The 13,745-nt window shown below is 64.2% G+C and carries 12 protein-coding genes; 8 read left to right on the top strand and 4 right to left on the bottom strand.

Translation table 11 applies throughout. From position 1 onward, the window contains the following. Positions 1-125: 125 nt before the first annotated feature. From ACE191_RS06375 to ACE191_RS06350, 6 genes are all read left to right on the top strand, one after another. Positions 126-1,607 carry an MBOAT family O-acyltransferase gene (locus ACE191_RS06375; protein ID WP_400191351.1) on the top strand — a complete coding sequence of 494 codons (1,482 nt, stop codon included), beginning with the start codon at positions 126-128 and terminating at the stop codon, positions 1,605-1,607. A 2-nt stretch (positions 1,608-1,609) separates the two neighbouring features. Continuing rightward, positions 1,610-2,536: a hypothetical protein gene (locus tag ACE191_RS06370; protein WP_400191350.1), complete on the top strand. Its 927-nt coding sequence runs from the start codon at positions 1,610-1,612 to the stop codon at positions 2,534-2,536. Between the two features lie 171 nt (positions 2,537-2,707). Further along, positions 2,708-6,157, top strand: coding sequence for a pyruvate carboxylase (locus tag ACE191_RS06365; RefSeq protein ID WP_400191349.1), 3,450 nt, complete (start codon positions 2,708-2,710; stop codon positions 6,155-6,157). Between the two features lie 331 nt (positions 6,158-6,488). Further along, a complete protein-coding gene (locus tag ACE191_RS06360) occupies positions 6,489-7,253 on the top strand; it encodes a hypothetical protein (RefSeq protein WP_400191348.1) in 765 nt (254 codons plus the stop codon). Positions 7,254-7,316: 63 nt separating this feature from the next. Beyond that, positions 7,317-8,084, top strand: a complete 768-nt coding sequence (locus ACE191_RS06355; protein WP_400191347.1) for a hypothetical protein — start codon at positions 7,317-7,319, stop codon at positions 8,082-8,084. 75 nt (positions 8,085-8,159) lie between these two features. Then, positions 8,160-8,921, top strand: a complete 762-nt coding sequence (locus ACE191_RS06350; RefSeq protein ID WP_400191346.1) for a hypothetical protein — start codon at positions 8,160-8,162, stop codon at positions 8,919-8,921. Between the two features lie 64 nt (positions 8,922-8,985). Here the strand turns inward: ACE191_RS06350 and ACE191_RS06345 are convergent, their stop codons facing one another. From ACE191_RS06345 to ACE191_RS06335, 3 genes are all read right to left on the bottom strand, one after another. Next, positions 8,986-9,447, bottom strand: coding sequence for an META domain-containing protein (locus ACE191_RS06345; RefSeq protein WP_400191345.1), 462 nt, complete (start codon positions 9,445-9,447; stop codon positions 8,986-8,988). A 127-nt stretch (positions 9,448-9,574) separates the two neighbouring features. After that, a complete protein-coding gene (locus ACE191_RS06340) occupies positions 9,575-9,952 on the bottom strand; it encodes a hypothetical protein (protein ID WP_400191344.1) in 378 nt (125 codons plus the stop codon). A gap of 104 nt (positions 9,953-10,056) precedes the next feature. Then, positions 10,057-10,866 (bottom strand): transporter, encoded by an 810-nt coding sequence (locus ACE191_RS06335; RefSeq protein WP_400191343.1) that lies wholly within the window; start codon positions 10,864-10,866, stop codon positions 10,057-10,059. A gap of 528 nt (positions 10,867-11,394) precedes the next feature. Here ACE191_RS06335 and ACE191_RS06330 point away from each other — a divergent pair. Further along, positions 11,395-12,465 (top strand): B12-binding domain-containing protein, encoded by a 1,071-nt coding sequence (locus ACE191_RS06330; RefSeq protein WP_400191342.1) that lies wholly within the window; start codon positions 11,395-11,397, stop codon positions 12,463-12,465. A gap of 23 nt (positions 12,466-12,488) precedes the next feature. Here ACE191_RS06330 and ACE191_RS06325 read toward each other — a convergent pair whose 3' ends face one another. Next, positions 12,489-12,830 (bottom strand): tetratricopeptide repeat protein, encoded by a 342-nt coding sequence (locus tag ACE191_RS06325; RefSeq protein ID WP_400191341.1) that lies wholly within the window; start codon positions 12,828-12,830, stop codon positions 12,489-12,491. 76 nt (positions 12,831-12,906) lie between these two features. Here ACE191_RS06325 and ACE191_RS06320 point away from each other — a divergent pair, with 76 nt between their 5' ends. Then, positions 12,907-13,647 (top strand): electron transfer flavoprotein subunit beta/FixA family protein, encoded by a 741-nt coding sequence (locus ACE191_RS06320; RefSeq protein WP_400191340.1) that lies wholly within the window; start codon positions 12,907-12,909, stop codon positions 13,645-13,647. Positions 13,648-13,745 lie beyond the last annotated feature (98 nt).

The following is a 13,745-nucleotide window of genomic DNA, read 5'->3' as shown; positions in this document are numbered from 1 at the left end:
CGTCCCCGCGGCCCGCGGGGAGGCCGACCCGCCGGCGTATCTTGCGCGCCTTTTCACCCACTCGGTCCGCCGGCTCCTGCCTCATCAGGTATGCCGGGCCGCTTGCCGCTCACGTTTCGTCACCGGTGCTGTTCAACTCGTTTGAGTTCCTGCTGTTTTTCCCGGTAGTCACGCTGCTGTACTTCGGGCTGCCCCACCGCCTGCGCTGGGTGCTGCTGCTGGGAGCCAGCTGCGCGTTCTACATGTTTTTCAAGCCGGTCTACATCCTGATCCTGCTGGCCACCATCGTGGTCGACTACGCGGCCGGCATCTGGATTGAGCGCAGCACCCACCCGGGCCGGCGCAAGGCCCTGCTGGCGGCCAGCATCGTGGCCAACGTGGGGGTGCTGGCGGTGTTCAAGTACTTCAACTTCCTCAACGACAACCTGACGGGGCTGGGCGAGCTGCTGGGCGTGGCCAACCCCATTCCCAGCCTGAGCATCCTGCTGCCCATCGGCCTCTCGTTTCACACCTTTCAGGCCATGAGCTACACCATCGAGGTGTACCGCGGCCACTACCCGGCCGAGCGCCACCTGGGCATCTACGCGCTCTACGTCATGTTCTACCCCCAGCTGGTGGCCGGCCCCATCGAGCGGCCCCAGAACGTGCTGCCCCAGTTTCGCGAGCGACACTACTTCGACTACCAGCGCGCGGCCGACGGGCTCAAGCTCATGGCCTGGGGCCTGTTCAAGAAAGTCGTCATTGCCGACCGCCTGGCCATCATGGTCGACCAAGTGTACAACCAGCCGCGGCAGTACGAAGGGCTGCCGCTGCTGCTGGCTACCGTGCTGTTCGCCTTCCAGATTTACTGCGACTTCTCGGGCTACTCCGACATGGCCCTGGGCTCGGCGCAGGTGATGGGCTTTCGGCTGATGCCCAACTTCAACCGGCCCTACTTCGCCCGCTCCATCAAGGAGTTCTGGGGCCGCTGGCACATTTCCCTCTCCACCTGGTTTCGCGACTACCTCTACATTCCGCTGGGGGGCAACCGCGGCGGACGCGGGCGTTGGTACCGCAACATCCTGCTGGTGTTCCTAGTCAGCGGCCTCTGGCACGGGGCGAGCTGGACGTTTGTCATCTGGGGCGCGCTGCACGGCTGCTACCAGGTGTTCGGGCTGATTACTGCCCGCGTGCGGCAGCAACTGAACGAGGCGCTGGGCCTGCCGCGCTGGCCCGGGCTGCACCGGCTGCTGCAAACCGCCAGCACCTTCGCGCTGGTGTGCCTGGCCTGGGTGTTTTTCCGCGCCAACTCCCTGGCCGACGCCGGCTACATCGTCGCGCATATGTTCACGGGCCTGCCCCAGAGTTTGCGCGCAGTGAGCAGCGGCCTGCGTGAATGGCACCCCCGCAACCTGTACCTGGAGCAAACCAGCGGGCAGGTTGCCCTGGCGCTGCTGGGGTTGTTGACGCTTGGGCTGGTCGAATGGGCCCAGCGCGGGGGAAGTTTGCGCTTGGTGCTCAGCACCTGGCCGGTACCGGCGCGCTGGTCGGTGTACCTAAGTTTGACGCTGGCCATTGTGCTGCTGGGCGTGTTCAGCGCCCAGCAGTTCATTTACTTCCAGTTCTAGCCATGCTTCGGTTACTTGCCAAGCTGGCGCTCCTGGCGCTGCTGACCTGTGGCGTGCTGCTGCTGCTCAACCCCGCCCTCGATGCCGGGGCCGTCGACCCGTTTTACCGCCGCTTCACTACCGCGCCGGCCGGCGCGCTGATTCTGGGCTCGTCGCGGGCGGCGCAGGGTTTGCAGCCGCGGGTGCTCGACTCGCTGCTGCGCCCGGCCGGCCGCTGGGCCGGGCCGCTGCGCAACTTTGCCTTCACCGTGGCCCACTCGCCCTACGGCCCCGGCTACCTGCGGCAAATCAGCAAGAAAGTGCGGCCCGGTACCCGCAACGGCCTGTTTCTGCTGGCCGTCGACCCCTGGTCGGTGTCGGTGGAAGAGCAGGAGCGGGCCAGCGGGGAGCTGCGCGAGGCCGACGCTTTTATGGGCCGGCTGAACGTGGTGTGGGGCGCCCCCAACCCGGAGTACCTGCTGCGCTTCGGCAACCGGCCCCTGTACGAAGCCTACTTCGCGGAGCGCGGCCCGACCTACCTACACGCCGATGGCTGGCTGGAAGTAAGAGTGGGGCTGGACTCGGCCGAGGTGCAGGCCCGCCTCGAGGCCAAGCTGCGCGACTACGAACGCCTGCAGTGCATTTCCACCCTCTCCGACGAGCGGGTGCAGAGCCTGCGCGAAACCATTCAGCTGCTGCAGCGCCACGGCACGGTGTATTTGCTGCGTTTGCCGGTGTCGGCGCCCATGCGGGCCCTTGAGCAGCGCCGCTGGCCCGGCTTCGACGCGCTGGTGCAGCAGCTGGCTGCTGAACACGGTGTAGCCTACCTGAACTACCACGCCGACACCAGCTACGCCACCACCGACGGCAACCACCTGACCCCCGCGGCCGGTGGACGCCTGTCGCGGCGCGTGGCCTGCGACGTGGCGGGCGTGGCCGCAAGAAAGTAAGCGGGGCGGGCGGAACGCGGGCTGGCTGAGTGTCAGCGGCCTCGGTCGCAAACGATTGCGGTGGGCGGGAAAATACTCGGCAAGCCTACTAATTGGGGGCAGCCGGAGCCGCCCGTTTTCCGTAGCTTGGGGCCAAACTCGCATTCTTCCCCAAAACACCCTTCCCAAGCTATGAACATCCGCAAGCTGCTCGTCGCCAACCGCGGCGAAATTGCGATTCGCGTGCTGCGCGCGGCCTCCGAACTGGGCATTCAGACGGTGGCCATCTACACCTACGAGGACCGCTACTCCCTGCACCGCTACAAGGCCGACGAGGCCTATCAGGTGGGCCGCGACGAGGAGCCGCTCAAGCCCTACCTCGACATCGAGGAAATCTTGCGGGTGGCCAAGGACAACGGCGTGGATGCCATTCACCCCGGCTACGGTTTTCTGAGCGAAAACGCCACCCTGGCCCGGCGCTGCGGCGAGGAGGGCATCACCTTCGTGGGGCCGCGGCCCGAGGTGATGGAAGCCCTGGGCGACAAAGTGGCCGCTAAGCGCGTGGCCGTGGAGTGCCAGGTGCCCATCATCCAGAGCAGTGAGCAGGACCTGACCAGTTTCGAAGTGGCCCGCGACGAGGCGCACCGCATTGGCTACCCGGTGATGCTCAAGGCGGCTTCGGGCGGCGGCGGCCGCGGCATGCGCGTGATTCGCGACGACGAACAGTTGGAAAAAGGCTTCTTCGAGGCCCGCAACGAGGCGCAGAAGGCCTTCGGCGACCCCACGGTGTTCCTGGAAAAGTTCGTGGAGCGGCCCAAGCACATCGAGGTGCAGGTGGTGGCCGACAACCACGGCAACCTGGTGCACCTCTACGAGCGCGACTGTTCGGTGCAGCGGCGCTTCCAGAAAGTGGTGGAAGTGGCCCCGGCCATGGATTTGCCCAACCACCAACGCCACCTGCTCTACGAGTATGCCCTGCGCATCTGCCGCTCGGTGGGCTACAACAACGTGGGTACCGTGGAATTCCTGGTGAACCCCGAGCACGACCGGATTTACTTTATCGAGGTGAACCCGCGCATTCAGGTGGAGCACACCGTCACGGAGATGATTACGGGGGTGGACCTGATCAAAACCCAGCTCTATATAGCCTCAGGCTACCGGCTCAGCGACCCGGAAATCGGGCTGGGTACCGACCAGAAGCCCCTGCGCATCGGCTTTGCCATTCAGTGCCGCATCACCACCGAAGACCCCGAAAACGACTTCAAGCCCGACTACGGCACCATCGTGGCCTACCGCTCGGCCGGCGGCTTCGGCATCCGCCTCGACCAGGGCTCGGTGTACCAGGGCGTGAAGATTTCGCCCTTCTTCGACTCCCTGCTGGTGAAGGTGTCCTCGCACGCGCCTACCCTGGAGGGCGCCGCCCAGAAGATGCTGCGCACGCTCGAGGAATTCCGCATCCGCGGGGTGCGCACCAACATCCAGTTCGTGCACAACATCGTGGCCCACCCCGAATTCCAGGCCGGCCACGCCAACGTCGACTTCATCAAGGACCACCCCGAGCTGTTCAAGTTCCGGGTGCAGCAGGACCGCGGCACCCGCGTGCTGGGCTTTCTGGGCGACATCATCGTGAACGGCAACCCCGACGTGAAGGGCCTCATCGACCCCAAGAAGCTGCTGCCCAAGCCCGTGCTGCCCCTGGCCGACATGACGCAGGCCCCCGCCCCCGGCACCAAGCAGAAGCTCACCGAGCTGGGCCCCGAGGGCTTTGCCCAGTGGCTGCGCCAGGACCCGCAGATTCACTACACCGACACCACGCTGCGCGACGCGCACCAGAGTTTGCTGGCCACCCGCATGCGCACCTTCGACATGCTGAAGATGGCCGACCGCTACGCGCGCCAGCACCCGCAAACGTTTTCATTGGAATGCTGGGGCGGCGCCACCTTCGACGTGGCCCTGCGCTTTCTGCACGAAGACCCCTGGGAGCGGCTGGCCAAGCTGCGCGCCGCCGTGCCCAACATCCTCTTGCAGATGCTCATCCGCGGGGCCAACGGGGTGGGCTACAAGGCCTACCCCGACAACCTCACGGAGCGCTTCGTGCAGCAGGCCTGGGAAACCGGCATCGACGTGTTCCGCATCTTCGACTCCTTGAACTGGATGCCGGGCATGGAGTCGTGCATCAACTTCGTGCGCACCAAAACCCAGGGCCTTGCCGAAGCCGCCATCTGCTACACCGGCGACATCCTGGATTCCAAGCGCAACCAGAAGTACAACCTGGCCTACTACCTGCGCCTGGCCAAGCAGATCGAGGACGCCGGCGCCCACATTCTGTGCATCAAGGACATGGCCGGGCTGCTGAAGCCCTACGCCGCGGCCGAGCTGGTGACGGCCCTGCGCGAGACCGTGAAGCTGCCCATTCACCTGCACACCCACGACACCTCGTCCTTGCAGGCCGCTACTTACCTGAAGGCCGTCGAAGCCGGAGTTGACGTGATTGACGTAGCCCTGGGCTCGTTGTCGGGCCTGACCTCGCAGCCCAACTTCAACTCGGTGGTGGAAATGCTGCGCGGCACCGAGCGGCACCGCGAGTTCAACCAGGAAAGCCTGAACGACTTCTCGAACTACTTCGAGACGGTGCGCGACTACTACTACCCCTTCGAGTCGGGGCTGAAGGCGGGCACTTCGGAAGTGTTCCAGCACGAGATTCCCGGCGGGCAGTACTCCAACCTGCGTCCCCAGGCCGCCTCGCTGGGCCTGCTCGACAAGTTCGACGCCATCAAGAAAACCTTTGCCGACGTGAACCAGCTGCTGGGCGACATCGTGAAGGTGACGCCCTCGTCGAAGGTAGTGGGCGACCTGGCCCTGTACCTGGTGTCAAACAACCTGACCACGCAGGATGTGCTGGACAAAGGCGCCCAGCTAAGCTTCCCCGAGTCGGTGCGCGAGCTGCTGCGCGGCGACATTGGCCAGCCCGAAGGCGGCTGGCCCCAGGAAGTACAAAAGGCGGTGCTCAAGGACGAAAAACCCTTCACCGACCGCCCCAACGAGCATCTGGCACCCATCGACTTCAAGAAGGAGTGGAAGAAATTCCAAGAGAAGTTCGGGGCGGGCGTCAAGTTTACCGACCTGCTCTCGTACCTGCTCTACCCCAAGGTGTTCGAGCAGTACTGGGCGCACCAGCAGCAGTTCGGCGACGTGTCGGTGGTGCCCACGCGGGTGTTCTTCTACGGCCTGCGGCCCGGCGAGGAAACCATCATCGACATTGCCCGCGGCAAGAGCATCATCGTGCAGCTGCGCTCGGTCGGGCAGGTCAACGACGACGGCTGCCGCACCATCTTCTTCACCCTGAACGGGCAGACCCGTAACCTGGAAGTGCGCGATCGGTCGGTGGAAGTCAAGACGGTATCGAACCCCAAAGCCGACAAGGCCAACGCCAAGCAGATCGGTGCGCCGCTGCAGGGGCTGCTGAGCAAGGTGCTGGTGGAAAGCGGGCAGAAGGTGAAGCGCAACGCCCCGCTGTTCATCATCGAGGCCATGAAAATGGAAACCACCATCACGGCCCCTGCCGACGCGAGCGTGCAGGCGCTGAATCTGCGCGAAGGCACCCTGGTCAACGCCGACGACCTCGTATTGACCCTGGGCTGACCTTAGGCTGAGGATGCACGGATAACGCGGGGCCCCCAACCCCGCGTCACGTTGGCGCAGCGGCTTAATTACCCGACATTTTGGGCCCGGCTCCCGGCAGATTCTGCCCGGAGCTGGGCCCTGGCTTTTGCGTTCCGGGGCCGCGCTGCAACGGCGCTACAAAACCCGGCACCCGGCTGCAACGGATTGTGTTGGATGAAGTTCTTGGTCAAAGACCGTCAGCCGCTTATATTTCAGTTGAAAGTTGCTTGTGGGCAGTTACGGGTGATGCGTAACGCCCCACTGACAACTTATCACCCGCCTCCGACAACCCTCACCTAACGTACTTGCTATGAAAACCTGGGGAACAGCCCTGCTGCTGCTGAGTGCCCTGCCGGCCCTGGCCCAGCAAAAAACTGCGCACGCCGACCTGACCAGCAACCAGCTGGGCGCCGTGAACCTGCGCGACCTGGACCGTCTCGGCAACCTGACCACCGGCCTGACCTTTGACCGGCGTTACTCCGAAACCCGGGGGACGCCCTATACCGCCGCCGCCTGGCTGCCCGCCTCGCTGCTGCTGCGCTCGGGTCAGCGCGTGGCCGACGTGCAGCTCAAGTACGATGCCTACGGCGCGCGCCTGCTGGCCCTGCGCACCAACAAAGACTCGGTGCAGCTCGATTTGAACATGGTAGACCGCTTCGTGCTGCGCCAGCACGTGGTGGACGCCGAAGGGCGCGGGCGCGAGCAGGAACGCTGGTACCAGCGGCTGGAAGGGTTGCCGGCCGTCAACGACAATACCTTCGTGGAAGTGCTGCTGCCGCCCGCCGCCACCGGCTACGCGCTCTACAAGCTGCCGCGCAAGCACTTTGTCCCTGCCAAAACCAAGCAGTCTTTCGGCACCGGCATCGACTACAACCGCTTCGTCGATGCTTCCGAGTTCTACCTGCGGGCCGCCGACGGCTCGGTGCAGAAAATCGACAAGCTCAGTGCCCGCAGCCTGGAGGAAGTGCTCAACGCCACCGATGCGGCCCGGCTGCGCGCGCTGAAGCTACGCATCGGAACCGAGGCGGAATTGAAGAATGCCGTGATGGTATTAAATCAGCCCAATACTCCTTAATTTGGAGCCACCGCGAGCCGCAGCGCCTGAACTTGCTTCTACTCACTTCCATCCACTCATATCATGCAGGTTTCCCGCATCATTGCAGGGGCACTCACGGCCTGGCTGGCCGCGGGTGCCGCCCTGGCTCAGGCCCCGGCCGATAAATCGGCAAAACCGGAAAAAATTCAGCGCCAGGAAGAAAACCTGGGCATCACTGCCCACATCGGCGCCGAAATCGGGGCCATCTACCGCTTCGACACCCGCTACGAAGGCCTGAAAGGTTCGCCCTACCTGGTGAAAGGCTGGAACCGGGCCGACCTGATCACCAACGACGGGCGCCACGTCAAGCAGCTACCGGTACGCTACGACGTGTACGGCAAGCGGCTGATTGTGCGCAAGGGCCAGGATTCCATTTGGGTTGATAAGACCTCCGTGCGCGAGTTCCTGCTGTTTGACGCTCCTTCGCCCTCGCTGCCCGCCCGCTACGAGCGGCGCTTCCGCGTCTTTGCCGATGCCCCCGACGCCGACCTGCGCGGTTCCTTCGTCGAGCTGCTGCACGAAGGCCCGCAGTACGCCCTGCTCAAGCTGCCGCGCAAAAAGGTGCTGAAAGCCAACTACAAAGACCCGTACGCCGCCGACCGCCCCTACGACCAGCTGCTCGACGGCGAAACCTACTTTCTGCGCCGACCTGATGGCTCGGTAGTGGAAGTAAAAGCCAGCCTAAGGTCGCTGGCGGCCGCCGACGAGCCGCTGGGCCAGAAGCTTAAAGCCGAGGCCATCCGCACGAAAGTTACGGGCAAGTCCGAAGCCGAGCTGGTCGATTTGTTGCAGGGCGTGGACAAGCGATGAACCAGGTCAGGGCGCTAAGTCCGCTCGAATGGCTGGGTTTAGGCCTACATTTGTCGGTCCCTTTACTTTCTCCGAATGCAAGTTCTCCGATTTCTTCCCGTGTTGCTGGTCGCCTGCCTGGGGGGCACCTCCGCTCTGGCCCAGAAAACGCCGTCGGCCACGGCCCCGGCGCCCGAGCGCAACATGAATAACAGCGGCTTGATTGCCAACATCGGCAACGAGCAGAACGCCTTCTACACGTTCGACACCCGCTACGAGGGTCTGAAGGGCACGCCCTACCTGGTGAGCGGCTGGCGCCCTGCCGACCTCACTCTGAGCGATGGGCGGGCTTTCAGCGATATTCCGGCTCGTTTCGACGTCTATAGCAAACGGCTCGTAATCAAGCAGAACAAGGATTCGGTATGGCTGGATCAGCGGATGGTGCGCGAGTTTGTGCTGCACGATTCGCCTTCGCCGGCGATGCCCACCCGAACCGACCGCCGTTTCCGCGCCTTCCCCGACGCCACTGATGCGGAGCTGCGCACCAGCTTTGCCGAACTGCTGCACGAGGGCCCGCAATATGCCTTGCTTAAGCTGCCGCGCAAGAAACTGGTAAAAGCCAACTACCAGGGCCCGTATGCTGCCGACCGCCGCTTCGATGAGTTGATCGACCGCGAAACCTACTACCTGCGCCGGCCCGATGGCACTTTGGTGGAGGTAAAGCCCAACCTGAAAGGCCTGACGGCCGTGGACGCCGCCCTGGGCCAGAAGCTGCAAGCCGAAGCCGCACGCAGCAAGGCCAGCGGCAAATCGGAGGCCGAATTGGTGGCTTTGCTGCAGGCCGTCGACGCCAAGTAACCAGCTCTGATTTTCGGCCTGCGCCCGGCGGTTACCTCTCGGGGTAGCGGCCGGGCGCAGTTGCTTAACGCAGGTACACCGCGTGCAGGCGCAGCAGCGGCGTTCCGCTATCGGGGCTCAGCCAGAGCGTATCGGCCACGATGCGGTAGCGCGTGACCTGGCCCAGGGCGGCCAGGAAAGCGGTTTCCTGGGCTAGCTGCGGGCAGGCGCGTCGGGTAGCACCCAGCCCGCCCAGGCGCAAGTGGCCCTCGGCTGGTAATTCAAATTGCCCAAAAAAGCGGTTACAGGCGGCCTGTCCTTCGGCCCGGGGCTCGTCCAGCCGCAGCAGCAGGTACGGCTCGGCACCATTTTCGGGCACGATTACCGGCTGACCGTTCAGGGTATTGAGCACCCAGCGGGTATTGCGCAGCGGAGCGGGCGGCCGCGTTTGCTCACTGGCGGCTGGTGCGGTAGCTACGGGCTGGGGCCGCTGGCAGGCGGCGCCGACCAGCAGCAGCAAAGCCGGAAAAACAGAGCGGTGGAGCATAGCAGGGGGGAAAGCTGCCGAAACCCGTTTCCCGGCAGATGCCGGTAAAAATACAACCGCCCGCTGGCTATGGCCAGGGGCGGTTGTCGGACGCCGCCCCATGGGACGGCGGGAAATCCTAAGAGGCTTACAGACTGCGCGCCGACGCCGGGGTGGCAATGGGAGTAGGCTGCCAGGCCCGGGGCCGACCGGAAAAGCCGCGGCCGCGGTGGGTTTTGCTGGGCTCGGGGCGCACGGTCTGCTGCAGCTCCTGCAGTTGGTTGTACTGCTCGTTGTATTGCTCCACCAGTTGGGAATAGGCCTGCGTCAGGGCCTGCAACTGCTCGCGGAGCTGGGCCACCTCCGAGGCCGGGGCATAGCGCGGGTCCATCGGCTCCGGGTCGCCGAAGCCCGTAACGGTACGAGCCACGGCGGGCGGAGTTACCGACTGGGCTTTGGTAGCAAAGTGTCCGATCAGCAAAAGAACCAGTAAAATCAGGAAGCGGAAGAAGGTAGATTTGGACATGCAGGGGCTGGCAGGATGCGGCGAATGAGTGGGACAAAACTAAGTTGGTTGTGTCCCGCCGTCAATCACACGAACATGTGAGCGGCCTCTGACGGCCGCACCCGCTAGCGTGGCAGGCGCAAACTCAGGCCACCGCCAATGGTGCTCAGGGCCGCCCCGCTCAGGCTGCGCCCGGTCGTCAGGTCGAGGCGTACGCCGGGGAAGGGGCGCCAGTTGAGGCCCAGCGTGGCCCCGTGCGCGAAACTGCTGCGGCCCATGCCGTAGCCTTCGGCAAAGAAGCCGAACTTGCCGCCCAGCGGCCCGTTCAGGGCCAGCGTGTACAGAAACTGCCCCTGCTTGGTGGCGGCGGCCTTAAACCCGCTCTGGCTGAAACCCAGGTTGCCCTCCAGGCCGTAGCGGCGCCCGATCTGCTGCGAAATCAGTGCCCGGGCCGCCGCCACCGGCTTGCCGATGTTCAGCGTCCGGTCGCCCGTATTGGGCAGGGTCAGCTCAGTCAGAAACACCACCTGCGAGCGGGCATCCTGGTTGGTCGACGCCAGCCACTTGGCGCCCACGGTCAGGGGAGCCAAACCCGAGCCCAGAGTGGGAGCACCGTCGCCCACGCGGCGGGGTTGGGCATGCAGCAGGCCCTGGGTGAGGCGCAGCTCCATGTGGTTCCAGAAGCCAATGCGCAGCAAGCCCGTGGAAAGGGTGGAAGCCGCCCCAGTACCGGGCGTGCGGTGCAGCGTACCCGCTTCGAGCTGAAACTGCCCGGGCCGCAGCATGCTGGTGGTAACGGTTTGCCCCGGGCGGTCGGGCCGGATGTTGCGCACAAACGGCGCATCCTCGTTCTGGGTGGGGTCGGTGGTCTGGGCCAGGGTGCGGCCCGCGGCGCCCAGCAGCAGGGCAGCGGTCAACAGGGAGGTTTTGCGCATGGCCAGTTGACACCCACCGCTCCTGGATAGTTCAAATAAACTGGCAAAAGTCCTTTTATACGCCAGGCGGTGGACTAAGGTTGCCCTCTTGTCTCACTTTTGATCAATCAGTTGATTAAATGGATTTGGCTAAGCTGCATACAGGTGTTAATCAGTATTATATGTTCCAGGTAGGAGTGCGTTTCGGGCCCGGGGTAGCATAAGCCGGCAAGAAACATCCAAAGCGGGTGTTTGAAGCAACAACGAAGCCGTAAGACCGAAGCCCACCGCGGATGAAATTATGGCGGCTGAGCTGGGCAGTGGCAAGGCACTAACAGTCAAGGTCTGAAAGCGCGCCCCTGATTCCGGGGATGGTATTTGCCCGGGATGGATTTGCCAACAGGAACTTCATTTTTGGCTGGGCGTTGTAATTTGACTCACCTTAATGATAATGGTTAGGCTGCCGCAACCCTCGCCTTGGTAAGAATCCAGGTCGGGTATAATCCTGATAGTCAGGTGGGTTGTAGTGGGGCTGCGCCAGGACTGCCTATGCCTCATACTGCCGCCAACCGGGAACACATTGCCCAGCTGTTTTACCAGGAAGCCAACGAGCTGGCGCAAAACGCTGCCGCGTATTATGCCCAGCAGGTTGGAGCAGTAGCCAACCCCGCCGATTTGCGCCGCGAACTGCGGGAGCACCTGCTGCCCCTGGCCGATGCCGTGCTCATGAACAGCCCGGCCCTGTTTGAAACCCACCTGCTGCACGCCCGCCAGGACCGCCCCAGCCCGGAGCGCGACCAGGAGCTTACCGGCCAGTTGTCGGCCCTGCGGCAGGCCCTGCTGCTGCGCCTGCCCGTGGCCGAGTATGTGCTGGCCGCGAGCGTGCTGAGCAGCGGCTTCAATCAATTAGCCGAGCCCTTGGCGGGCTGGAATGCCGAAGCGGCCAGCCCGGCCTTGGCTTCCAGTAACCCTCTGCAGCATTTGGTCGATGGTTACTTGGAGCGCCTGCTGGCTGCCGACCGGGCCGGGGCTTACAACCTGCTGCTGACCGCGGCCCAGCAGGGAACCGACGTGCGCGACCTGTATCTGCAGGTGCTGCAGCCGGTGCAGCGGGAAGTGGGCATCCGCTGGCACAGCGGCGCGCTGAGCGTGGCCGAAGAGCATTTTTGCACCGCCACCACCGAGCTGACCATGTCGCTGCTGAACCCTTACCTGGTGAGCACGCCCCGCAACGGCCTGCGCCTGGTAGCCAGCAACCTGGCTGGCGACCTGCACGCGGTGGGGCTGCGCATGGTAACCGATTTTCTGGAGCACGCGGGCTGGGACGCCTACTACCTGGGCGCCAGCACGCCCACCGGCAGCATTCTGCGCACCATCGAAATCCGCAATGCCGACCTGCTCGTGCTCGGAGCCTCGTTGCCCCACCACGTGCCGCTGATTCGGGAGCTGATCAGCACCTACCGCGGCACCCCGGCCGTGCGCCACGCCAAAATCCTGGTGGGCGGGCAGCCCTTCAACCAGGACCCCGCCCTGTGGCGGCACGTGGGCGCCGACGTGTGGGCGCCCGATGCGGCTACGGCCGTTGAGGTGGTAGACCAGCTTTTTAAACGGCCCGCGTAGCCAGGCGGCGGCCCCGTTGCCGGCTAGTCATCCTCGTAGTCGAGGCCCAGCACTTGGTTGAGCGCCTGCTGTAGCTCCGAGGCCGCGTGCAGCTGGCCGGCCTGGCGGGCCACCTGCAGTCCTTTGCGCAGAATCTGCTCGGCCTGGGCGGCGTCGCCCTGCTCGGCCTGCAGCTTACCGGCGTGGTAGTAGGTGCCCACGTAACCGGGGTGTTGTTCCAGCAGCTCCTGGTAGTAGGGCCAGGCCTGCGTGGGCTGGCCGGCCGAGCGGTACTCGGTGGCAATGGCGTACACCGTGAACGGGTCGGCGGGGTCTTCGCGGTAAAAGGCAAGCAGTTGCTCGAGGCGGCTGGGCGTGGTTTCCATCGGCGGTAGTTTTCCAGTATCTTCGGCCCGAAATTAGGGCCTTCGGCCCGCATCTTCTGACCCATACGACTAACGGATGAAGTTTCTGGTCTGCATCAGCAACGTGCCCGACACGACCACCAAAATCACCTTCACGCCCGATAACAAGGAGTTTAACAAGGCGGGTGTGCAGTTTGTCATCAACCCCTGGGATGAGTACGCGCTGACCCGCGCCATCGAGCTGAAGGAAGCCCAAGGCAGCGGCACCGTGACGGTGCTGAACGTGGGCGAGGCCGACACCGAGCCCAACATCCGCAAGGCCCTGGCCATCGGCGCCGACGACGCCATCCGCGTCAATGCCGCCCCGAAAGATGCCTACTTCGTGGCCCAGCAGATTGCCCACTACGCCAAGGAAGGCGGCTACGACGTCATCCTGATGGGCAAGGAAAGCATCGACTACAACGGTTTCCAGGTGCACGGCATGGTGGGTGAACTGCTCGGCATTCCGACGGTGGCTCCGGCCATGAAGCTGGACATGAGCGGCACCACCGCTACGCTGGAGCGCGAAATCGAGGGCGGCAAGGAAATCGTGGAAGTGAATGCCCCGTTCGTGGCCTCGTGCCAGCAGCCCATGTGCGAACCCCGCATCCCGAACATGCGCGGCATCATGACGGCCCGCACCAAGCCGCTGAAAGTGGTGGAAGCCGTGGGCGAAGGCGCCGCTACCGAAGTGGCCGCCTACCAGCTGCCGCCCAAAAAGCAGGGCGTGAAGCTCATCCCGGCCGAGTCGGCCGGCGACCTGATCAAGCTGCTGCGCAACGAAGCGAAGGTGATTTAAGTGGTTTTTGGTGGGTGGTTTCTGGTAGTTGGCTTCGGGCTGACTGCCGGCGAAACCGCCCCGCAACCGGCCAAAAACCACCAACCAACAACAAAAAA

The sequence above is a fragment of the Hymenobacter sp. B81 genome (assembly GCF_044628455.1).
In the GTDB taxonomy this organism is placed as follows: domain Bacteria; phylum Bacteroidota; class Bacteroidia; order Cytophagales; family Hymenobacteraceae; genus Solirubrum.
Note: the sequence above shows the minus strand (reverse complement) of the source record. Positions and strands in the feature narration are given on the sequence as shown.

What these genes read in the sequence shown, in the direction of transcription:
- ACE191_RS06370 (WP_400191350.1), top strand. Translation starts at nt 1,610, where the DNA reads ATGCTTCGGTTACTTGCCAAGCTGGCGCTCCTGGCGCTGCTGACCTGT.
- ACE191_RS06365 (WP_400191349.1), top strand. Translation starts at nt 2,708, where the DNA reads ATGAACATCCGCAAGCTGCTCGTCGCCAACCGCGGCGAAATTGCGATT.
- ACE191_RS06360 (WP_400191348.1), top strand. Translation starts at nt 6,489, where the DNA reads ATGAAAACCTGGGGAACAGCCCTGCTGCTGCTGAGTGCCCTGCCGGCC.
- ACE191_RS06355 (WP_400191347.1), top strand. Translation starts at nt 7,317, where the DNA reads ATGCAGGTTTCCCGCATCATTGCAGGGGCACTCACGGCCTGGCTGGCC.
- ACE191_RS06350 (WP_400191346.1), top strand. Translation starts at nt 8,160, where the DNA reads ATGCAAGTTCTCCGATTTCTTCCCGTGTTGCTGGTCGCCTGCCTGGGG.
- ACE191_RS06345 (WP_400191345.1), bottom strand. Translation starts at nt 9,447, where the DNA reads ATGCTCCACCGCTCTGTTTTTCCGGCTTTGCTGCTGCTGGTCGGCGCC.
- ACE191_RS06340 (WP_400191344.1), bottom strand. Translation starts at nt 9,952, where the DNA reads ATGTCCAAATCTACCTTCTTCCGCTTCCTGATTTTACTGGTTCTTTTG.
- ACE191_RS06335 (WP_400191343.1), bottom strand. Translation starts at nt 10,866, where the DNA reads ATGCGCAAAACCTCCCTGTTGACCGCTGCCCTGCTGCTGGGCGCCGCG.
- ACE191_RS06330 (WP_400191342.1), top strand. Translation starts at nt 11,395, where the DNA reads ATGCCTCATACTGCCGCCAACCGGGAACACATTGCCCAGCTGTTTTAC.
- ACE191_RS06325 (WP_400191341.1), bottom strand. Translation starts at nt 12,830, where the DNA reads ATGGAAACCACGCCCAGCCGCCTCGAGCAACTGCTTGCCTTTTACCGC.
- ACE191_RS06320 (WP_400191340.1), top strand. Translation starts at nt 12,907, where the DNA reads ATGAAGTTTCTGGTCTGCATCAGCAACGTGCCCGACACGACCACCAAA.